16 protein-coding genes are annotated in these 21,890 nt (G+C 45.3%); 9 read left to right on the top strand and 7 right to left on the bottom strand.

Going from position 1 to position 21,890, the window contains the following annotated elements; all coding sequences use genetic code 11:
* Positions 1–60: 60 nt before the first annotated feature.
* The 3 genes from EX191_RS03080 to EX191_RS03070 form a co-directional block, all read right to left on the bottom strand.
* Positions 61–2,871 carry an Hsp70 family protein gene (locus tag EX191_RS03080; protein WP_193447104.1) on the bottom strand — a complete coding sequence of 937 codons (2,811 nt, stop codon included), beginning with the start codon at positions 2,869–2,871 and terminating at the stop codon, positions 61–63.
* Between the two features lie 61 nt (positions 2,872–2,932).
* Positions 2,933–4,909: an Hsp70 family protein gene (locus tag EX191_RS03075; protein ID WP_193447103.1), complete on the bottom strand. Its 1,977-nt coding sequence runs from the start codon at positions 4,907–4,909 to the stop codon at positions 2,933–2,935.
* Positions 4,909–5,541 (bottom strand): DUF2760 domain-containing protein, encoded by a 633-nt coding sequence (locus EX191_RS03070; protein WP_046875236.1) that lies wholly within the window; start codon positions 5,539–5,541, stop codon positions 4,909–4,911. Before EX191_RS03070 ends, EX191_RS03075 begins: the two co-directional genes overlap by 1 nt.
* A 289-nt stretch (positions 5,542–5,830) precedes the next feature.
* On the opposite strand from EX191_RS03070, the gene EX191_RS03065 reads away from it, so the two are divergent.
* Positions 5,831–7,372, top strand: coding sequence for a sensor domain-containing diguanylate cyclase (locus EX191_RS03065; protein ID WP_193447102.1), 1,542 nt, complete (start codon positions 5,831–5,833; stop codon positions 7,370–7,372).
* Positions 7,373–7,455: 83 nt separating this feature from the next.
* Positions 7,456–7,986: a 3'-5' exonuclease gene (locus EX191_RS03060; protein WP_005394213.1), complete on the top strand. Its 531-nt coding sequence runs from the start codon at positions 7,456–7,458 to the stop codon at positions 7,984–7,986.
* A 252-nt stretch (positions 7,987–8,238) separates the two neighbouring features.
* On the opposite strand, the gene EX191_RS03055 is transcribed toward EX191_RS03060, so the two are convergent.
* The 3 genes from EX191_RS03055 to EX191_RS03045 all read right to left on the bottom strand — a co-directional run bounded on the left by EX191_RS03055 (position 8,239) and on the right by EX191_RS03045 (position 11,169).
* Positions 8,239–8,679 carry a tellurite resistance TerB family protein gene (locus tag EX191_RS03055; RefSeq protein WP_046875238.1) on the bottom strand — a complete coding sequence of 147 codons (441 nt, stop codon included), beginning with the start codon at positions 8,677–8,679 and terminating at the stop codon, positions 8,239–8,241.
* Positions 8,680–8,868: 189 nt separating this feature from the next.
* Entirely contained in the window at positions 8,869–10,809 is a 1,941-nt protein-coding gene (locus EX191_RS03050) for an alkaline phosphatase D family protein (RefSeq protein WP_193447101.1), read from the bottom strand.
* Positions 10,810–10,818: 9 nt separating this feature from the next.
* The gene (locus tag EX191_RS03045) at positions 10,819–11,169 is read right to left on the bottom strand and encodes a VC1380 family protein (protein ID WP_182036576.1); all 351 of its coding nucleotides are present in this window, start codon (positions 11,167–11,169) and stop codon (positions 10,819–10,821) included.
* 237 nt (positions 11,170–11,406) lie between these two features.
* On the opposite strand from EX191_RS03045, the gene EX191_RS03040 reads away from it, so the two are divergent.
* Positions 11,407–12,711: a MipA/OmpV family protein gene (locus EX191_RS03040; protein WP_047008808.1), complete on the top strand. Its 1,305-nt coding sequence runs from the start codon at positions 11,407–11,409 to the stop codon at positions 12,709–12,711.
* 65 nt (positions 12,712–12,776) lie between these two features.
* Entirely contained in the window at positions 12,777–13,193 is a 417-nt protein-coding gene (locus EX191_RS03035) for a hypothetical protein (RefSeq protein ID WP_225461655.1), read from the top strand.
* A 79-nt stretch (positions 13,194–13,272) separates the two neighbouring features.
* Here the strand turns inward: EX191_RS03035 and EX191_RS03030 are convergent, their stop codons facing one another.
* The gene (locus tag EX191_RS03030; protein ID WP_046875241.1) at positions 13,273–13,857 is read right to left on the bottom strand and encodes an FMN-dependent NADH-azoreductase; all 585 of its coding nucleotides are present in this window, start codon (positions 13,855–13,857) and stop codon (positions 13,273–13,275) included.
* 185 nt (positions 13,858–14,042) lie between these two features.
* Between EX191_RS03030 and hrpA the strand changes: the two genes are divergently transcribed.
* From hrpA to EX191_RS03005, 5 genes are all read left to right on the top strand, one after another.
* Complete coding sequence (gene hrpA / locus EX191_RS03025; RefSeq protein ID WP_193447100.1) at positions 14,043–18,029, top strand: ATP-dependent RNA helicase HrpA; 3,987 nt, start codon at positions 14,043–14,045, stop codon at positions 18,027–18,029.
* Positions 18,030–18,211: 182 nt separating this feature from the next.
* Positions 18,212–18,691 carry an outer membrane beta-barrel protein gene (locus tag EX191_RS03020; protein ID WP_005394221.1) on the top strand — a complete coding sequence of 160 codons (480 nt, stop codon included), beginning with the start codon at positions 18,212–18,214 and terminating at the stop codon, positions 18,689–18,691.
* 199 nt (positions 18,692–18,890) lie between these two features.
* The gene (locus EX191_RS03015; RefSeq protein ID WP_005394222.1) at positions 18,891–19,406 is read left to right on the top strand and encodes an outer membrane beta-barrel protein; all 516 of its coding nucleotides are present in this window, start codon (positions 18,891–18,893) and stop codon (positions 19,404–19,406) included.
* Between the two features lie 372 nt (positions 19,407–19,778).
* Complete coding sequence (locus EX191_RS03010; RefSeq protein ID WP_005394224.1) at positions 19,779–21,359, top strand: BCCT family transporter; 1,581 nt, start codon at positions 19,779–19,781, stop codon at positions 21,357–21,359.
* A gap of 121 nt (positions 21,360–21,480) precedes the next feature.
* The gene (locus EX191_RS03005; protein ID WP_167426598.1) at positions 21,481–21,870 is read left to right on the top strand and encodes an ATP-binding protein; all 390 of its coding nucleotides are present in this window, start codon (positions 21,481–21,483) and stop codon (positions 21,868–21,870) included.
* Positions 21,871–21,890: the final 20 nt, after the last annotated feature.

The raw sequence follows: 21,890 nt of genomic DNA, 5'->3' as shown, positions 1-21,890 counted from the left end.
ACAAAGCCCTTCGTCGGAAGGGCTTTGTACGTCTAACTCGTCTTCTTGTGTAGAGTGGATTTAATGATGAACCAGCGTTAAACCGCTTGGTAAAGCATCACCGAAGACGCGTTTTGATTCGCTTTCTGAAAGCTCTTTCACTTCTTTAACTAGTGATACCCAAGATTCGGGCACTTTACTTTGTTTCAGCTTCGTTAGAACTTGCTCTCGGTAATCGTCAGAAATATCAAACAGGCGGTCACCCGTCTTACGACAAATCATTACGGCTGCGAACGCGATCATTGGCTCTTTCTGCCAGTTCTGCTCTAACAGCTTAGGCAACCACTGTTCTGCTTGTTCACGAGGAATGACGTTGTGCTGGCTGCCATAAAGTGGTGTGCGAGAAGCCAAACGTCCCATCGCCCACCAGTGCGCTTGTTCAAACTGGTTTTGGTTGATCGCTTTACTCAAGAACCACGTTGCCAATAGAACTTTATCTTCCACTTCTAGATGCTCTAGAGAGGCTGAAAGACGTACCATGGATTCGTAACCCATGTCTTGTGTCGCTTTGGCGGATTGTGGGTTTTTCATCGCGCCGGGATGCAGATATTTTGCGATGTCTGCCAAAATGGTTTCTTGTTGTTCTTGGCTTAGACCGCCCGCGATACGTCGCCAGAATACCCACCAGTCTGTCCAGCCTTGATGGTTTTTGAACTGAATATTTTGTTGATACAGTCCCCAAACTTGCTCAATACGCCAAGAGTCTGTTGGATCGCCAAAGCCCGGACGCAGTGCAAAGCCAGCCAAACGAAGCCAGTTTTTCTCGTGCTGTTCAGAACGACGGCGACGCTTACGACCTTGTGCAAAAGTATCGAAAAGTTGACGGAGTGTGGTGAAGTCCCATTCGTCACGTTTGCCGAGCTTCTTCTCAAGGTCTTTGGCTAAGGTTTTGATCTCTTTGCCTTCTGCGCTTTTCTTGTTACCGCTGTAAAGGCGAGCGATCAGCTCCTTACATTCGTTCAGTTTAGGGTGAAGCTTAACTTGCTCGCTGTCATCGGTTTGCTTGTTACGGACTTCGAATTCCAGCTCCCAACGTTTGTTGTCGTCTTCTGCACTGACACATTCCATCTTAAGAGTGCCAACTTCTGTTAGTTGACAAGCCAATTGCACTTCGACACGCTCTTTCTGGTTAGCTTGCAGTTCGGCGCCTTCACCTTCAAGTGTCGTGATGTAAGGCGGCAGAGGAGCAAACAAGTCTGGGTCAACATCAACCATCACGCCATTTTGAATGGCGGTGTTATTGGTTAAGGTGTCGTGGGTAGAAGTCAGCAGATTAAAGCGAACGGGCTCTCCAAGAGTGAGCGAGAAACGACGACCACTTAAGCGGATCTCGTGACCTTCTTCTGTGCCTTTTGCAAGCAAACAGAGCGCTTTGCCCATCTTATTCTTTTCTTGAAGATGCAAGAAGTAAGAACGCGCTGCACCGCCACCAATTTTTAGCTGTGCACCACGACGTGCTTTACCAAACGCAACAGCACCCAATGCAACAGACCAATCTGGATGTGGGTTATCTAATACCGTAACCGGAGCACCGCGCCAATCGGACAGTAGGGTAGTGACTCGCTCAGTCACAAGTTCACTATTGAACACACCTCCGTTCAACAATACGCCAACTGGAATCGCGTTTTGTTTATCGTCTTCAATGCCGAGAGCGGCACGAGCAACTTGCTGATGCTGAGTTAAGAACTCGGCAACGTGTTTGCTCACTGCTGGGTCAGCAACGTATGGAAGGCCAAACTCGACAACCGCGCTGCGGCGTTTGTCTGGTACTTCACTGAAATCAGAAAGCGGGAAGAAGCCATCTAATGCGATTTGGTGCACTTCTTGTTTGCTTAGAGCAATACTCTTTGTGCCCCCAAGTAGCTTAGAGCCGCTACCTAACATGGTGATCTTCACTTCGTCAGGTGCGCTCGCTGAAAGCAAGTTCTCTTTCGCTTTACGTGTTTGCTGAATTAGCTTTGTTAGGCTTGCTGCAGTGAGCTTCTTACTTTGATTGAAGCGGCTTTCTGCAAGGTGTGCTAATGCTAAGTCGAGGTTATCACCACCCAGCATCAAGTGTTCGCCAACGCCAATACGATCAAGGGCTAGCTCATCTTGAGAAGAGAAACTTGCTTCAATCAAGCTTAAGTCGGTGGTACCACCGCCCACATCGCACACCAGAATCAGCGGTAACTCTTTGAGCTCATCAGCTGCGGTTTTCTGATGGCGTGCGTACCAGTCGTAACATACGGCTTGTGGCTCTTCGAGCAGGACGATTTTCTTTAAACCTGCCAACTCTGCGGCTTCAAGCGTGAGCTTACGAGCGGTTTCATCGAACGACGCTGGAACGGTCACAACCACATCTTGGTCTTCTAGCTTGTTACTAGGATGTCGGTAGTTCCATGCTTGACGAATGTGGTTAAGGTAGCTTGCGCTGGCAATGACGGGTGAGACTTTATCTACGTCTTGCGCGCCAGCCCAAGGGAGAATGTCTGAGCTACGATCAACTGCTTGGTGCGATAGCCAGCTTTTTGCACTGGATACCTGACGTCCTTCCACCTTCGCGCCTAATTCACGAGCCCATTCACCAACGATGAGATTGTTAATGTCGCCAGCAACAGGTTCGTTGTCCCAAGGAAGAGTGAGGTCAGAAGGGGAGATTTGACCTACAGCTGGATGATAGCGGAAAGAGGGCAGAAGTGGTTTACGAACGACTTCGCCCGGACCAATCAGTTGGTCGATGTCAAATAGGGATACTTCGGATTGTTCAAGGTTGTCGGTGATTTCACAGTAGGCCACCACAGTGTTTGTGGTGCCAAGGTCAATACCAACAAGAAAACGAGGAGATGCCATACAAAACCAAACCTTCGTGTATTTAAAAACGGCACCCGATTGGATGCCGTTTGACTTCTAATTATTGTTCTTCGTTTGAGTCACTTTTCGCGTCTTCGCGCACATCGAACTCAACATGCCATTTTTGCCCGTTATCAGCGGCAATGGCTTCTAAGTAAAGCGTACCAAGCTCTGTGACGCGAGAGGCTAGGGTAACTGGAACCACTTCACCTTCACGACGACCTTCAGATACAGGCAGCGTTACTTGAATTTCTGGAAGCTCTTCAAGCTCTTCTGGTGCCCAGTAGTCTAAGTGAGTACCTGCTAGGTCGTCACGACGAACGGTTGAGCCGAAGAATTGGAAGTTAACTGGCTGGCCGATGATCAAACCAAACTCTTGGCTTGGTACGTCAACGCTTGAGCCTTCTTCCATACCAAATGGTGCTACACACAGTGCTTCCATTGGAGGCGCCATGCCCGGAATCGCAGGCATCGCACTTTCGATACCCACGTAGTACGCCGAAGCAATACCGCCGCGGATACGAACGCCTTGACCACGACGCACAGAGCCGTAGTAAGCCGCACCGCTAGCAACTGCAAGGTCTAGATCCACACCTGTTAGGCGTTTCGCCATTTCTGCGTCTGCTTCAATTAGCCATTCGTTGATCGTGTCTTCTAGACGACTGGCTAGAAGTTTCGATTTCAGCACACCACCGTTGAATAGGATTGCCGTTGGTTTGATGAAGTCAGCCGATTGGGCTGCATCCGCACCTGGCATACCAGGCATGTTAGCGAATGGATTGAAATCTTGAGCTGCTGCTTCTGCGCCATTTCCTGAAGCAGAAAGGGCATTAGCTTGCTTAGACAAGAATGCAGCAATGTGACGAGTGATGCCTGCATCTTGTGCGTAAGGCAGACCCATTTGCGTTAGTGCGCCACGGTTACGTTGAACAGGGTGGTCCGTAATCGCAACTTGAGGGAAGAAGCCGTCAACCAATGTTTGTTGTACTTCTTCTTGAGTCAGTTCTGTCTTCAACGTTGCGCCAAGCAGTTTAGAACCGCGGCTTGGTACCACGATTGGTACTGACTGAAGTTCGCTGTCGTTCAATAGCGCTTCTTTCGCATCGCGACATGCGTGCGTCATCGCTTGAACTTGCCATGGCTGTAGCTCTTTGCCTTCTTGCGCTAGCTTCATCTTCAAGCGGTACGCAAGTGCAAGGTCCATGTTGTCACCGCCAAGTAGGATGTGCTCGCCTACCGCGATACGATTCAGAGTTAGGTTGCCGTCGTCTTCAGTTACTTCAACCAAAGAAAGGTCGGTTGTACCACCACCGATATCGACCACAAGCACAATGTCGCCAACTTCAACTTCGTCGCGCCATTTGTCGTTGCTGTTATCAATCCAGTTGTAAAGTGCTGCTTGTGGCTCTTCTAGAAGCGTTAGGTGCACAAAACCAACGTTGCGTGCAGCTTCGGCTGTAAGGTCACGAGCCGCAGGATCGAAAGAAGCCGGAACCGTAATGGTAACGTCTTGATCGGCAAGGTTGTAATTTGGATTTGCGTGATTCCAAGCATCTTTTAAGTGCTCAAGGTATAGCTCGGTTGCGCGAAGAGGGGATACTTTTTCCACTTCTTCTGGGCTACCTGCTGGTAGGAATGCGTCACGACGGTTTACACCACCGTGGCAAAGCCAAGATTTCGCACTTGCAACAAGACGAATTGGTGTTTTTGAACCTAGGTTACGTGCAATTGCACCAACTAGAGCTTTTGGCTCGCTCGACCACGGAAGAACGCGTGATTGCGGGTTCATTTCGTGCTCGTGCGGCTGGTAAAGGAAAGAGCCTAATTGGCTGCGAGTCTCTACTGTGCCCGGCGCAGTAAGCTGCGGGATAGGCATTACTTCAACGCGAGCATCTTCGTCGTGCGTATCAACAAAAGACATCACGCAGTGTGTGGTACCTAAGTCGATACCGACGCTGAATTTAGGCGTCTGTTGTTCTTGAGCAAACGCTTGGTTATTCGTTTCTTGAGAATGATTTTCTTGGTTCATGTGTTCCATTACAGCTCAACCTCGGCTGGAGCAATCACAGATGCATCGTAGTTTTCAGCCAGCTTAGGAAGGTTCATCGATGTTGCCTTCCAGCCTTTGTGCACTAACGTGCCTTGGAATGGCGCGCTGCCTGTCACGTTGCCAGTAAGGCGGATTTCTTGTGGGTTGAAGCCTTCTTCAACCGTAATACGAGTTTCTTCTTCTTCGTTGCGAACGTGCGCAAGTGTTACGTAATCGTTCAATACTTTCTGGCCACCAGTATGAATTACGCGAGCTGCTGCGCCGACTTCTTCATCAGAGAATGACGTTAGGTCTTCTTGTAGGAAGTCGATCAGACGAGCTTCTTGCTGCATGATAGAAAGTAGCTGCATTGCAGAATCAGTAGAAGCTGTTGCGAGTTTCGATTCAACTTCAACGACTTTTTCTACGACCTTCTCAACTTCAACGACTTTTTCTACTTCGACGATCTTTTCAACTGGCTTCTCAACTTCGACGATTTTCTCGACCGGTTTTTCTACGACTTTCTCAACCACTTTTGATTTGCGAGAGACCGCGACTAAAAGAAGCAAAACGCTCGATGCGGTTAGGCCAGCGTGAAGCATATCGAACGTTTGAGGAATTAGGTTCAAATCAATGTTCATGACGTTTTTTCTCTTTCTATTGATTATTGGTGCTCAGTATTGGCTCATATGTGTTCACTAAAACGATCGTCTTTGCGATCTTGCACCAAGTTTAGACATTAAAATGATGACGGATGGTAGCATATTCAAGGCTTAAGGCTGTAATAATTCGTGACTATACCGTACGAACAGCGTGAAAAATCGACGATCGGACTGCCCAGCATAGGTTGTTGCTTGATGTTTGTGCGTTGCTAACGCAGTATTTCAATAGATCCCGAAGTTTAACTTACGGAAGTATCAAAATTACGATATGACACAAAGCACCGCTCACAAGAGCGTTATCAAACGACATTCAGACTCTATTCTAGCTTTTGCAGCGACGTTGTGTGTCACTGCTGGTGTGGTCGGTGCTGCTTATACGATGCAGCAACGGTATACGCAGACGACGTTTGATACTTTAGCTGACCGACAAGCAGAATCACTGAAAGCGAACGTCGAAAATGATTTAAAGTTCATTGGTGCAGGTGCAAACTTTTTTCATTCGATTGAACGCACCTATTGGTCTTCGTTCCCAATGTATGCGGAACAAGTAATCAATAGCTCGCGAAGTCTAATTGGACTTCAATGGATGCAAAAGGTCGAATTCGAAGACCTTGATAAGCATATTTTAAAGACCCGTCAAACATTTCCTGATTTCCAACCGTTTACCGTTCCTAAAGATGGCCCCAAAACCTACGGGTACATTTTTGAACACAAAGAGCCAATTTTTATCGCATCGGATATTTATCCAAGAACACCAGAAAACCTTTCTCTACTAGGTTTCTATTTTTCACGTAAACGCTTTGATCTCATCTTGGATGATATATCCACAAATGGGCGAGCGAATGTCTCGGATAAAGTTCGCTTACTGCAAGATGGGTATGACAAGTCCATCCCTAAAACTGGGCTGCTAGTGTTCCATCCAGTGTTTGACTTCGAGGATAAACATTTATTAGGTGTAGTGACAGGGGTGATTCGAAGTACGGTTTACTTTGAGGATTTGATCACGAAAACCGCGACCGAGCTAGATATGTCGGTGCGCGTAGAAGATTTAGGCTTTGACGCAGCAGATGACCCCGTTCTCTTCCAAAGTTCAAACTGGGACAACATTCGAGGAACGGTTATAAGCCGTACCATTCAACTGCCTAATCGTGAGTGGCGGATTGATTTTAAACTTTCTGATGCCGTCTCTGCTTGGGAGCGTTCTATTTTAGCGGGCACGACATTAGCCGGGTTGGTAATCGCCTTTTTGATTAGTTGGATTGTGAATTTACAGTCACGAGAAAAAGAGCGCTTGGCGGTCATGTTAGAGCTTAAAACCGTCGAATTAAAAAGGATGGCTGAACGTGACCCTCTAACTCAGTTACTCAATCGCCGAGCGTTTAACGATCATTTGCTTAGCCAGATAAACAAAGGTGTTAGCTTCGCATTGGTTGGTTTTGATATCGATCACTTCAAAGCTATCAATGACAAGCACGGTCATTTAGGGGGAGATGAAGCATTGCAGCATGTGACTAAGCTAGTTAGTGCGAATCTAAAGCCTGGAGACCGATTTTATCGTGCTGGTGGTGATGAGTTCTGTATTATTTCTAAAGTCATTGATAAAGAAGTACTGGAAGCTTATCTGGAAAAGTTGCGGAGCATCGTGGCAAGTACGGCTTTTGACTATGGCGATGCTTCAATCATTTGCACGTTAAGTATCGGCGCGGCTGTCCATAAAGATGAAGATCCTGAAAGCTTGTATCACAAAATGGATAATCAACTTTATTTGAGTAAAAAAAACGGTCGTAATAATGTGTCGATTGGCGATTAAATGGGCGCGCAAATTCGAGTTTTACACCGTGTTACGGTAGAATCCCACGCTTTAAAATTTTATGTTAGGAATCAAGACAAACTATGAACCATAACCGTATTGTATGCTTCGATTTAGAAATGTGTTGCTGGAACGAAAATGGTGTCGGCAGCACGGGTGAAATTATCGAAGTTGGGTTGGCTGAAATAGATTTGTCTAGAGGCGAGATAGTCAAGCGAGCTCAATACTACGTAAAACCTGAACATGATGAAGTTTCGCTGTTTTGTGCCGAGCTAACAGGTATTACGCCGCGTAAAATTGAAAAACAAGGACGCCCATTAGAAGAAGTGCTTAAATCCATGGTTAAGAACTTTGGTGGTCGAAACAAGATTTATGCATCATGGGGCCGAGATGACCTCATCCTGCTTGAAGAGTGTAAGCAAAAAGGTATTGAAGCGCCATTTACGGAGTTCATCAACTTAGCGACGCTTTATCGCATTCAAAATCGTCTTAAGGATAAGCGTATTGGTCACCGAGCCGCTCAAGAAGCAAAAGGCATTGATTGGGAAGGGCGCCAACATTCTGGTTATGTGGATGCGTACAATTTAGCTAAGCTCGCTCTGACTATGCTTTAATGGTCCGCTATAGATAGGCAAACTTGTAATCAAATCGTCATTCAACCATTGTCGTTTTGTCATGGAATCTGTTTAGTGTTGAGTTCGTCAAACACATTCATATCTTGACCAGTATTTTAATAACAATGTCGTTGGCTTATCGAAAAAACGCGCGTAATGCGCGTTTTTTTGTGGCTATAGAACTCAATCTTCGCCATCATTTCACGGTAGACTTGAAATAGCTTGCGCGACTTACATGTTTACCTTGTTTCCTTACTGAGATTGCAACTTTGCTCGAATGAACTCACTGTGATCAACGTAGAGTAGTTCTGCTGTTTTGCGGATCACTGCATCTTCTAGTGGATCAATTTCGCCATCGGCATACGCCACTTCCCACATGCTTTTGATTAAGTTGTAGCGTGTTTCTTGAGTCAATTCTCTCAGTTGAGAAGTAAAATCGTACAGAGACGCGGAGTCTTTTATTTTCTGTTGCGCTTGATCTAACAAAGCATTTGATTCTTCTTCATTTAATGACAGAAGCTTCATTAATAATGAACGCTTTGTTTCTTGCTCTTTATCATCGACGTTATGGTCTGCGCCAGATACTTCACACAGCAAACACGCGATAGCCATATTCGGAGAGAGTGTGTTGGTTTGGCTTAAATCAGAGCCTTCAATGAGCTGTTTAAATAATGAGGTAAGAGAGTTAAACATATTGAACACCGAGCTATTGTTTATTTGGTTAACATGGTCATAAATACGGTAGATCTCAAGGTGTGGTATCAAATTTAGCACGCCGTTGACAGTCAAGAGCTTTGCTCATCTACCCAAATCCCTCGTACTTTTAAGTTCAGCCAAAATGACTTGCCTTCAAGAAAGGGCAAGTCATTTTGGGAGCGAGATTTAGCCTTCTGCACGAGTTGGTGGAAAATGTACCTCTTCACCATCGCTCGTTAGAATGCTAATTTGGCTCGGCTTTCCTTCGTCATCAAGACGCAGCTCACCAATGGCGCTGTGGTTAACTAAGCGATAAAAATTGTGCGAACTTGGTGCGCGTTTGTAGATCTTTAGCCGCTTACGTTTTGTGAACCAGTTTAAAGGCGAACGAGGGCTATATAGAAGCCTATCTAGACCATCACAAATATTGAGCAATTGGGTTGGGAACTGATTTTTAATCCCGCTACAGGTGATTTGATAGATATTCGGACTATTTTTTCGGTAGCGAAGTTTAATGTCGTATGCAAAAGAGTAGTGCACGTCGCCAGAGAGAATAACGAAATTGGTCGGCGTCTTAGTATGTGTAAAAATACTAATAAGCGTATTCGCACTTCCGGGGTGCGCCATCCAGTTTTCAGCATCGACCATCAATGGTTTACCAAGCATCGTCACTACTCGCTGCAGTGCTTCGATAAACTTCACTCCGAACATTGGCGCGGCAGAAACAATGATAACTTTGTCTTGATGAACAAGTTCTTGGTGGAACTCAATCATTGCTTCCCAGTCCATTAACCCAGAGGGCTTGTTCATTTTAGACTCAGAACGCCAGCGTCTGGTTCGCGTATCTAGCACGACAACTTTTGGCGTCGTCGGAATGGTGTAATGCCAATTCTCAAAGCGATACAAATATTGAATAAATGCATCTTGAGTTTGTGAGGAACCCTCGTTGAAAAAGCGTTGAGCGATACTCATAAACTCATCATTGAATTTTTCTGGCGCGTTTCCCCACCCTTGGCAGAGCCAGTAGGCAATCAGGCTGTTCCCGATAATACGTTTCGCAAAGACGTTGCTGTACGCGGCTTGTTCCCAGCCTATGGTAAGGTTCCAATCGTCGGTGACATCGTGATCATCAAAGATCATGTAGGTTGGAATGTGAGCGAGTAAGCGTTGAACCTTGTCCAGACCTGCGACGAATTTATCAATTTGAACTTTTTCTTCGCGCCATTGCTGTTGCCATTTGGGTTCGAGAGTTGCTCCGCCGACAGTAAACTCATTTTCTAATAAGCGATCTGTCCGAATAAGCTTCCATAAGGTCGGAGACCAAACCAATAAGTACATTGCAAAGCATTCGGCAAAGCTTATTAGATGGTTTTCACACTCTTTGGCGCTGAATATTGGCGTCCCTCTGTGCGGGAAAAACGTACTCAGTAAACTGCCATCATTCACATAATGAGGCAACAATTTGTCCCGACCATAATAACAAGCTGAGTGCTGGTAGAGGGCATTGGTATTTTTTATCGGCGCTTGCTCGAATTCTTCGCCCGGTAAACCGAGTAGGGCAATGACTTGTTCGATGGCGTCCAGAGTAGGGCCTGCAACATGGTCTGCGTAGATTTGGTCACCACTCATGATGAGCATATCTGGTCTTTCTTCGATGGTTTGAGATGCGATTTTATGATCCGCAGCGACCAATGTATCTTTACTGAAGTGGTGGGGATTCCGGCACGAGCCATGCAGAACATAATCTGCTTTTTCGCTGATTAGGAACTCAACGCCCAAATTTGGACAGTTATCTCGTTCATAAGTCAGATGAGGAAGCAGTTCCGTTACTGAGCCGTGTTGCGTTTGTATTTGATAGCGTAACGTTTGATGGGTCGGAAACTCGCCCTTTAATTGCAACAAACAGCACCACGCATTGAGACCGATTTGAAGCTGTTCTTTTTGCTCACTTAAGGGGGCTTGATGAATGACGGAGGCGTTTTCATCCGTAATTTGCACCATACCCTCCAAGCGTTGGGTGGTGACTAGCCAAATATTGATTTCAGTTGCGGTCACTTTGCGCAAAATCGGACCTGCAACGATAAGAGGAAGTGAAGATGTTTCAGTCGTGTTCATCAATGCTGGCAAAACGGCTCCTTATGTGTCAGCTTCTTCTTCTAATATTTCGATAACTTGTGAACTGCTAAGTTCATGTCCCATAAGGAATAAACCTAGCATGGCATCGGCTTTTGACGCGTTATCACTGTCTTCATCCAAAATCTGCTGAAGTCGCGTTCTGATTAGATCTATTTCGTGCTCGACGAAGCCGCGTCCCTCTTCGTCTCCCTGACCATCTTCTGGAGCATTATCAAAGTGCAAAAATAACATGTCACCATCAAGTTGAGTCCCTATCAACCTTTCAGGCAGCCATGCTTCTCCCATCACAATGTCTGGGTCCGTGTCTGCGGGTATATGATTCAAGGTAGAGATAAGTTCTGATGCTTTCACTTTTTACTTCATTATGTTTGATTTGGAACTAAGCTAGAGTTTTAAGAGCTTGTTACGATAGTAAAAATATTCACAAATAAGCTCATCTAGTCGTGCAATATTAATATAATCTTGGGACTCAAACTGTCACGAGGATGACAACATTTGTCATTGTAACGGCTATCATCAGAAGAACATAAGCTTTAAATGGCAAATCATTGATGTTTGCCTGCTTCTCAACTAACATTTTTCGAACTCATGAAGAGATTAATTCTAACAACACTCACTTTGCCTTTAGCTGCGATGGCTTCTTCTGCGTATGGTGTAGAAGAGCAAACGTGGGGAATTGCAGCGATGTATCGCACTGCATCGATCCCGTTTTATACCGCCGATAATGACTCGACGGTGAGTACATTTGTACCAATGATGTTCTTTGAAAACGAGCATTTGTATATCAATGGCATTGAAGGCGGCGTTTTTCTGTATGACGAGAGTGATTCTGATTGGCGCGCGAGTGCGATCATGCGATTGAGATTTGTTGATATTCCCATGTCGCTACAAAATGCCAATGAAGGGGACAGAGTCGACTTTGGTGGTCAAGTTCGTTATAGCATTAACGACAACTGGCGCGCAGAAGTAGAACTAATGACGGACGATGAACTCCAGTTTCACTCTAATTATCGCCTTGCCGCTAATTATGCGTTTGGTGATTGGGAGTTAGAGCCATCTATCACGATTCGATACAAAGACGCTGACTTCAACAGTGAATATTATGCGTTTAAAGATGTTACTGGGGAAAGAATTGGAGCAGGACTTGATGCCAACCTCGGCATCAAAGCGCGTTATCATGTGACTTCCAACTTGTATTTATTGGGGGAGACGAGTGTCACTCGCTTAGATGATAATGCCTACAACAGCCTGCTTGTAGAGGACCGATATCAAGGTGAAGTGTTTGTCGGTTTTGGCTTTTTCAACGATAAAGGCAAAGCTCCGAAATCAACACTGAGCAATAAACCATACCTACGTATCGCGCATGGTTGGGCAACGCCTTCAAATATTGGTGAAATATTTAGCTTTGAGAGAGAAAAAGACCCATACGACAATCAACTTACTTCATTGTTTTATGGGCACCCGCTAACGGACGAGTTGTTTGGTTTTCCTCTTGATATTTATTTAACGCCAGGTTTGGTTCATCACTGGTCGTCCAGTGTTCAGTCCGCGAGCACAGAATACGTGATGGCGATTAAGGCTTATTATACCGTTAATTGGCCAACGACTTGGCGATTTGGTGTTGCGGAAGGTATGTCATACGTCGACAACATTACCTACATCGAAGGAACCGAAATGGAAGACAAGGGTTATACACCAAGTAAGCTACTGAACTACTTAGACTTCTCGTTTGATGTAAATATAGGTGACTTATTCAACCAAAAAAACTGGGAAAATATGTGGGTGGGTTATTCATTGCATCACCGCTCAGCAATTTTCGAAAGTGCGTCCCAGTTTGGGCGCATTAAAGGCGGGAGCAACTACAATACCATTTACTTCCAGTTCGAGTTTTAGAGCATCGTAAGATGCATATAGGTCGGATTTGCAACTGACTTCTTTATCGCCCATTATGAGTAATGATGAATAATACAATGCTGCTTTCAACGCGAACCTTCGTGTATCGTGCCAAAGTTAAGGCTGTTTGTGATGCATCTGATGAATCGGATGGCATGAGCACCATGAGTATCGACTCCTCATTCAATATTCAAATTGAGGCGATAAACTGTACCAACGATGAATTTGCCAAGCGCTTTTTTGTCGTCCACGGGGAAGGACATTTAGAGAGTGATGAATGGTTAGTGTTGTACGTCAATTCTCTTGAGGTTGACGTTGGAGACGATCTCGAAATTCCGAGTGATGTCGCGTTTGATGCGATGATTGAGAATATGATAAACGAAGCTGAGCAGTCTTTGGAAAAGCTCTATCACGAAGCGCTACACAACTTAGAGAAAGTGAATCGCTCTGGGAGAAATAAGATAACTTCTAAACACGATTAGGGTATTTTGATCGACAAGGGATTGGCGCGAACCAATCCCTTGTTATTTGTATTCTACTTGTTCTTGAACTTAGGCCAATTTACGCTATCGCTGCAAGTTGGCTCTGCGCTTCAGAAATGCCTTTCGCAGCGAAATCTTCACCCATGTTTAGCGCTTCCGCATAAACAAATTCCACATCAGTTATACCAACGAAACCTAGCACGGTACGCAGGTATGGTGTGACGTTGTCAGTTGGTGAATCTTTATGGATACCACCGCGAGTCGTGATGACAATCGCTTTCTTACCTTCGATCAGGCCTTGAACGCCGTTTTCAGTGTATTTGAATGTCACGCCAGCACGAGCAATCAAATCAATCCAGTTTTTAAGCTGAGTTGGAATTGTAAAGTTATACATTGGTGCGGCAATAACCAAAGTGTCTGCGGCTTTTACTTCTTCAATAAGGGTATCCGACAGTTCGACAACCGCTTGTTGTTCTTGTGAAAGATCTTCCGTTGCGCGAAGTGCAGTGGCAACGGCGAAGTCCAAAACTGGTAATGGGTTGGCAGCCAAATCACGAACAGTTAGCTTGTCTTGGTCCACATTTTTGATGAAGTCTTCAACCAGTTTGTTTGATTGAGAGTAGTCGCCAAGGATGCTTGATTTTAGAGCTAGTACACGAGACATAATGGTTATTCCTTAAATAAGTGCTTTTGACTATGGGAGCCATTATAAGCGAGGCATGTTGGTTAAAAAGTATAGGGATTCGCTGAACATGTTCGAAAAATTTGAATGCGGTTTCGGTTATCTTGTTACAGATCTTGTGTGATACAATCCGCGCAGTTTTTGTAATGAAAAGAATAGGAAACGCTTTGACTTCGTCACAGCCCCCAAAAAAGAATCCCGCTGAAGAGCAAGCGACACCGTCAAATGGTGTGCAAAAGGCGACAGCGAAACAAGATAAAGCACCTCAGGCTCAAGTGAATAGCGCGGCGTCTCTACGCAAAGCGTTAAGCCAGTGCATGATGCGTGACCGCTTCCGTTTAAGTAAACGCATTTCTGGTGCGAGCAAACTTAAGAAAGACGCAGCACGTAATGCTGTGTTTGATGAAATTGCACTCGACATTGCTAAATCGATGATGGTTGCGGAACAACGCAGCAACTACAAACCAACGATTGAATACCCAGAAATTCTGCCCGTCAGCCAAAAGCGTGACGACATCGCTAAAGCGATTGAAGAAAACCAAGTGGTTATCGTCGCGGGTGAAACCGGTTCAGGTAAAACCACTCAGTTGCCAAAGATCTGTGCAGAACTTGGTCGCGGTAAATTTGGTCTGATTGGTCATACTCAGCCTCGTCGTCTTGCAGCGCGTTCGGTTGCGAACCGTATTGCCGAAGAGATGGAAACTAAGTTGGGTGAGTTTGTTGGTTACAAGGTTCGATTCAACGATCAGATCTCTGAAAATACCCAAATCAAATTGATGACGGACGGTATCTTGTTGGCTGAAATTCAGCATGACCGTTTCTTGAATCAATACGACACCATCATTATCGATGAAGCGCACGAGCGCAGCCTCAACATCGATTTCATCTTGGGTTACTTGAAAGAGTTGCTGCCACGTCGTCCTGATTTGAAAGTGATCATCACGTCGGCAACCATCGACCCAGAACGCTTCTCAAAACACTTCAACAATGCACCAATCATTGAAGTATCGGGTCGTACTTACCCAGTAGAAACACGTTACCGCCCACTAAGCGGTGATGACGACAATGATCGTGACCAGCTTGAAGGCATCTTCGAAGCGGTAGATGAACTGTGCGATGAAGGTTTAGGTGACATCCTGATTTTCATGAACGGTGAACGTGAAATCCGTGATACCGCAGATGCATTGTCCAAACGTAATCTGAAGAGCACGGAAATTGTGCCGCTTTACGCGCGTTTGTCGGCAGGTGAGCAGAATAAGATTTTCCAACCTCACACTGGTCGCCGAATTGTACTGGCAACCAACGTGGCAGAAACCTCGCTAACTGTTCCTGGCATTAAGTACGTTATCGACCCGGGTACGGCGCGTATCAGTCGATACAGTTACCGTACAAAGGTTCAGCGTCTTCCAATCGAGCCAGTTTCTCAGGCGAGTGCGAACCAGCGTAAAGGTCGTTGTGGTCGTGTGGAAGAGGGTATCTGTATCCGTCTGTACTCAGAGGAAGATTTTGAGTCGCGCCCAGAGTTTACCGACCCCGAGATCCTGCGTACCAACCTAGCATCGGTTATCTTACAGATGACGGCACTTGGCTTGGGCGACATTCAAGCTTTCCCATTTGTGGAAGCGCCGGACAAACGTAACATCCAAGATGGTGTTCGTTTGCTGGAAGAGCTTGGCGCGATTAATTCTGAGGTAAAAGACCCGAAAAAACGCCTGACTTCCATCGGTCGCCAATTAGCTCGTTTGCCAATCGACCCACGATTGGCGCGTATGGTTTTGGAAGCGCCAAAATATGGTGCGCTTAAAGAAGTGATGATCATTGCAGCAGCCTTGTCGATTCAAGATCCACGCGAGCGTCCTTCAGACAAACAACAATCATCAGATGATAAGCACCGTCGTTTCTTCCATGAAGAGTCGGACTTCCTGACGTTTGTGAATTTGTGGGAATACATACAAAAGCAGCAAAAAGCGTTGTCTAGCAACCAGTTCCGCAAACAGTGCAAGCAAGATTATTTGAACTACTTGCGCGTTCGCGAGTGGCAAGACGTGTACTTCCAAATTCATCAGTCGATGCGTGAAATGGAATTCAAACTTAACGATGAGCCTGCGTCGTACCATGGTGTACACAGTGCGATCTTGGTTGGTTTGCTGTCGCACATCGGTATGAAAGACCAAGAAAAGAATGAATATCAAGGCGCGCGCAACGCTCGTTTCCACATCTTCCCTGCATCGGGTCTATTTAAGAAACAACCTAAGTGGATAATGTCAGCCGAGTTGGTGGAAACCTCGAAACTTTGGGGCCGTATCATTGCCAAGATTCAGCCGGAATGGATTGAGCCATTAGCCAAACACCTTATCAAGCGCAGTTACAGCGAACCGCATTGGTCGAAGAAACGTGCGGCGGTGATGGCGCACGAAAAAGTCATGCTTTACGGCGTGCCAATCGTACCGAAACGTTTGGTGAACTACGGCAGTATCGATTCGACCGTTAGCCGAGAAATCTTTATTCGTAGTGCGCTGGTGGAAGGCGAGTGGGAAACCAAACACGCGTTCTTTAAGCAAAACCGTAAGCTTCTGCAAGAAGTGGAAGAGCTTGAACACAAATCTCGTCGTCGTGACATCTTGGTGGATGATGATGAGCTGTTTGATTTCTATGACCAACGTGTTGGTACCGAAGTGGTGTCTGGTAAACATTTCGATACGTGGTGGAAAAAAGCATCGAAAGAAGATCCTGAACTGCTGAACTTTGAAAAAGAGATGCTGTTCAAGGGCGACGCTAGTCATGTCACCGACTTGGATTACCCGAACTTCTGGCATCAAAATGGTTTGAAGCTCAAGTTGAGTTACCAATTTGAACCAGGCGATGATAGTGACGGTGTCACAGTGCATTTGCCGTTGCCGATTTTAAACCAAGTTGAACCAGCGGGCTTTGACTGGCAGATCCCAGGTTTACGTCATGAGCTTGTGGTTAGCTTGATTAAATCGCTGCCGAAGACGATTCGTAAGAACTTTGTGCCTGCGCCGAACTATGCCGATGCATTCTTAGCTCGCGTAACACCAATGGAAGCGCCGCTGCTAGATTCATTGGAGAAAGAGTTGCGCCGCATGACGGGTGTAGAAGTGTTGCGTGAAGACTGGAACTTGGAACAGGTGCCTGAACACTTGAAAGTCACGTTCCGCGCGGTTGATCATCGAAATCGCAAACTGAAGGAACATAAAGATCTTCACGAATTGAAAGAGAGCTTGAAAGACAAAGTTCAAGAAACGCTTTCCAAAGTGGCAGATGACGATATTGAACAGCAAGGTCTGCATACGTGGAGCTTCGGTGAATTGCCGAAAGTGTATCAACAAAAACGTGGTGGCTACGATGTAAAAGCGTATCCAGCACTTGTTGATAGCAAAGACAGCGTTGAAATCAAACTCTACGAAACCGAATTTGAGCAGATCACCGCAATGCGTGCTGGCCAGCGTCGCCTAATTTTATTGAACGTACCGTCGCCAATTAAATACTTGCACGCTAACTTACCGAACAAATCGAAGTTGGGTTTGTATTTTAACCCTTACGGCAAAGTGCTTGATCTGATCGATGACTGTATCGCCTGTGGTGTCGATAAGCTTATTGAAGAGCAGGGTGGCTTAGTTTGGGAGCCAGAGAAGTTCGAAGCGTTGAAAGAACACGTTCGTGCTGAACTGGGTGATACCGTCGTAGAGATCGCGAAACAGGTTGAGACTATTCTGACAACGGCGTTCAGCATCAATAAGAAGCTAAAAGGCAAAATCGACTTCACTATGGCGTTTGCTCTGTCGGATATCAAAGCACAAATTGAAGGCTTGATCTTCAAAGGCTTTGCGACGGAATGTGGCTGGAAACGCTTGCCGGATATTCTTCGCTACATGCGTGCGATAGAGCGTCGTATGGAGAAGTTGCCAATCGATCCAAACAAAGATCGTTTACACATGCTGAAGATTGAATCTGTGACTCAAGACTATAAAGAGTTGCTGAACAAGATCCCGAAAGGTGTGGCCATTCCTGAAAACGTAAAGGAAGTGCGTTGGATGATTGAAGAGCTTCGCGTGAGTTACTTTGCCCAACAATTAGGCACTCCTTATCCTGTTTCTGATAAACGAGTCAAAAACGCGATTGATGCTTGCTAATCAACCAGTAAAATAGCGTCAGATTTGCAATTATCGCGTATGAGGTTACTGGTACACTAATTGCTAGTAACTCAATAAGCGTTATTTTTTAGTTCTGGGAGGCAATGGTTCGCCTCCCTTTATTTGTAGTACCAACGACTGAGTTATGCAGACGTGGGAATAATAAAGAGTAAAGGTAGATGATGAAAAAAACTCTATTAGCAGTGGCGCTACTTGGCGCATCTTCTGCGGCAATGGCAGATTCTTGGATTTACGGTGGTGCAACAGTAGGTCAGTCTGACTACAAAGGTGAGACGGATACATCATACTCTGTTCACGTTGGTACAGGTATTCTACCTATCATTGGTATTGAAGCTGGTGTAACGCAACACGGTGAATTTAACGTAAATGGTCAAGACACTAAGCTAACGTCTTACTATGCAGCACTTAAGCCAAGCATCGACTTTGGTCCACTGCATGTGTATGCAAAAGGTGGCTTCCACCAGTGGGACAAAGAAGTGAAAGGCGGCAAAGACGATGACGATTTGGATCTAATGTACGGTGTAGGTGCTGAGTACTTCATTTTTGGTCCGATGTCTGTTGGTGCTAGCTACATGAACTACACGGCGGGTAAAGACGATATCGGCACGTTCTCTGTTAACGCAACACTGCATTTCCTATAAGCGTCTAGCTTTCTAACACCCATATGAAAAACACCGACTTTATGTCGGTGTTTTTTTGTCTGGAAGTCACAAAACAAAAGTTGAACATAAATTATTCACTTTTGGATCTTAAAATGCTCATGCTTTCCAATATATAGTGGCGATTAAATACGCATATTTGCGTAATGTTTCGCTTAGGAATCGCTCAGGAAGGGATAGTATGAAAAAAACACTCTCGTTATTAGCTCTAACGTTGTGCTCAACATCAGCAATGGCTGACTCATGGATTTACGCTGGCGGTCAAATTGGTCAATCTGATATCGATAGCGAAAACGATACAACCTACGGTATTCATGTGGGTACTGGTATTTTGCCATTCATTGGCATTGAGGCAGGTTACTTTAACCACGGCAAAGTGGATTTATCACTGAGTGGCAGCAGGGGTAGTGCTGATTTTGATTCATTCTATTTAGCAGCGAAACCAAGCATCGACTTTGGGCCGCTTCATGTCTATGCCAAAGGTGGCATCAATGCATTCAACGTTGATTATGACGGCGGACTGAGAAATTTAGATAAAGATGATGGTGTCTCCTACATGTATGGTGTCGGTGCCGAATACTTCTTGCTCGATAATGTTTCTATTGGGGCAAGCTATCAAGCGTTTGGCGTGGATATTGACAGCGATAGTGACACCGTGAGTAGTGTGACGGGGAATATTACCTTCCATTTCCTATAATAATCAGTCTCTATGAAAACGTTACTGACTTGGTTTCATCGCTATCTTTGAAACCAAGTCAGTGTTACTTATCTCAATTTACGCGCCCATCAATGATAAAGCCACAGAGCGCAAGTATTTCCAGTGCTTTTCGAACGATCAAATTACGATAAAATCAATCGTTAGACCTCATAATTTTTGTGTTGATATTACTTTGTTCTCATCTGCGTTTAACTGAGCCAAAAATGCAATAAATGGCGATTTTTTGCAAAAATATGTGATTACTGCTAAACTTCGCCCCGCTTTAAAACTTTAGAGTTCAAATTAATGGAGGGCGGTATTGGAGTTCTTCTCACCTGAGGGGCGTTTCAAATTCACGTTAAATTTGTATTTATGGATAATGCATTTAAAAAATATAGTATCGACACAACAGACTATCAGGTTGGACAGGACAACGTTCAAAAGTGGGGATTCGACATACATAACCCCGTTTTTGGCATCAGTGCGGGTCTCGTTGTTTTCTGTCTAATTTCACTTCTTCTTGTTGAGCCAACCACTGCTCGTGATGTATTAAACGGTCTGAAAAACGGAATTATCGAACAGTTTGATGCGTTCTTTATGTGGTCGACAAACTTCTTCTTATTATTCGCTGTTGCTCTTCTTTTTTCTCCGCTGGGTAAAATCCGCTTAGGTGGCAAAGAAGCAACGCCGGATCACTCAACTGTTTCTTGGTTGTCGATGCTTTTTGCTGCTGGTATGGGTATTGGCCTTCTGTTCTGGAGTGTGGCGGAGCCGACCGCGTACTTCACTGATTGGTGGGGAATGCCACTGAACGCAGTGCCATACACAGAAGAAGCGAAATCTCTCGCAATGGGTGCCACCATGTTCCACTGGGGTGTGCATGGTTGGAGTATTTACGCACTCGTTGCACTAGCACTTGCGTTTTTTGCTTTTAACAAGGGTTTACCGCTTTCATTGCGCGCGGCGTTTTATCCAATTTTTGGTGACCGAGCATGGGGTTGGTTAGGACATGTTATCGACATTCTTGCCGTTTTATCCACGCTGTTTGGTCTTGCAACGTCGCTGGGTCTCGGTGCTCAGCAGGCGACCAGTGGTATTAACCATGTCTTTGGTCTAGAAGGCGGCATTGGTACACAAATGATTGTGATCACCTTTGTTACCTTTATCGCGGTGCTATCAGTAATTCGTGGTATTGATGGTGGTGTTAAGCTACTGAGTAACGTCAATATGGTGGTTGCGTTTGCCCTGCTTATTTTCATTACCTTTATCACGTTTGATACGGCGTGGGGTTCGCTACGCGACACAACAATGGCTTACATTGAAAATATTATTCCGTTGAGCAACCCCCACGGTCGTGAAGATGAAACTTGGATGCACGGCTGGACGGTATTCTACTGGGCTTGGTGGGTATCTTGGTCACCGTTTGTTGGTATGTTTATCGCGCGTGTGTCTAAAGGTCGTACGGTTCGAGAATTCCTGTTCGCAGTGATCGTTATTCCTACTGTCGTTACCTTGATTTGGATGTCTGTATTCGGTGGTATCGCGCTTGACCAAGTGGTGAATAAAGTCGGTGAGCTAGGTGCAAATGGTCTAACTGATATTTCACTGACTCTGTTCCATGTTTACGATGCGCTTCCGTATAGCTCAGTGATTTCAATGCTTTCTATCGTGCTGATTCTGGTGTTCTTTATTACATCATCAGACTCTGGCTCACTGGTTATCGATAGTATCACTGCGGGTGGTAAGATTGATGCACCAATTCCACAACGTATTTTCTGGGCTTGTATTGAAGGTGCAATTGCAGCCGTTATGCTTTGGGTTGGTGGTAAAGAAGCCTTGCAAGCATTGCAGTCAGGTGTGGTTGCAACGGGATTACCGTTTACCTTTGTTCTGTTGTTGATGTGTGTAAGCTTGGTTAAAGGGTTAAGAACCGAACTGTCAGCTTACAAATAAACACTATCCACTATTGAATTTAAATGCCGAGCCTAATGCGCTCGGCATTTTTTATTTCTACTTTTCTTTTTCAATAATTCCGTTACAGTTTGGGCTTATTCCCACCTCATTTAACAACATTATGTCACTGGCTAAACTCATTCTTATTCGTGGACTTCCAGGTTCAGGTAAAACAACCTTAGCAAAGCAACTAGCGATAGAGCTTGGTGCTAAGCATTTTGAAGCTGACATGTATTTTGAAAATGATGAAGGTGATTATCACTTTAACCCAACTCAATTGTCCCAAGCTCATGAATGGTGTTTTCAGCAAACTCGAAAGTGGTTGAACAAAGGGAAAGTCGTGATTGTGAGTAATACGTTTGTTCGGCACTGGGAGATGAAGCGTTATTTGGACTACTGCGTGAAGAAGCGCATTGAGGTGGAAGTTAAGGTGTGTCGCGGAGCGTATCAAAGCATTCATGATGTGCCACCAGCGACCATCGAAAAGATGCGACGCCAGTGGCAAGAGTGACCGTTACGAGAATCGAGAAA

Source organism: Vibrio chemaguriensis (assembly GCF_012275705.1).
In the GTDB taxonomy this organism is placed as follows: domain Bacteria; phylum Pseudomonadota; class Gammaproteobacteria; order Enterobacterales; family Vibrionaceae; genus Vibrio; species Vibrio diabolicus.
This window is presented reverse-complemented; position numbering and strand designations above follow the sequence as displayed.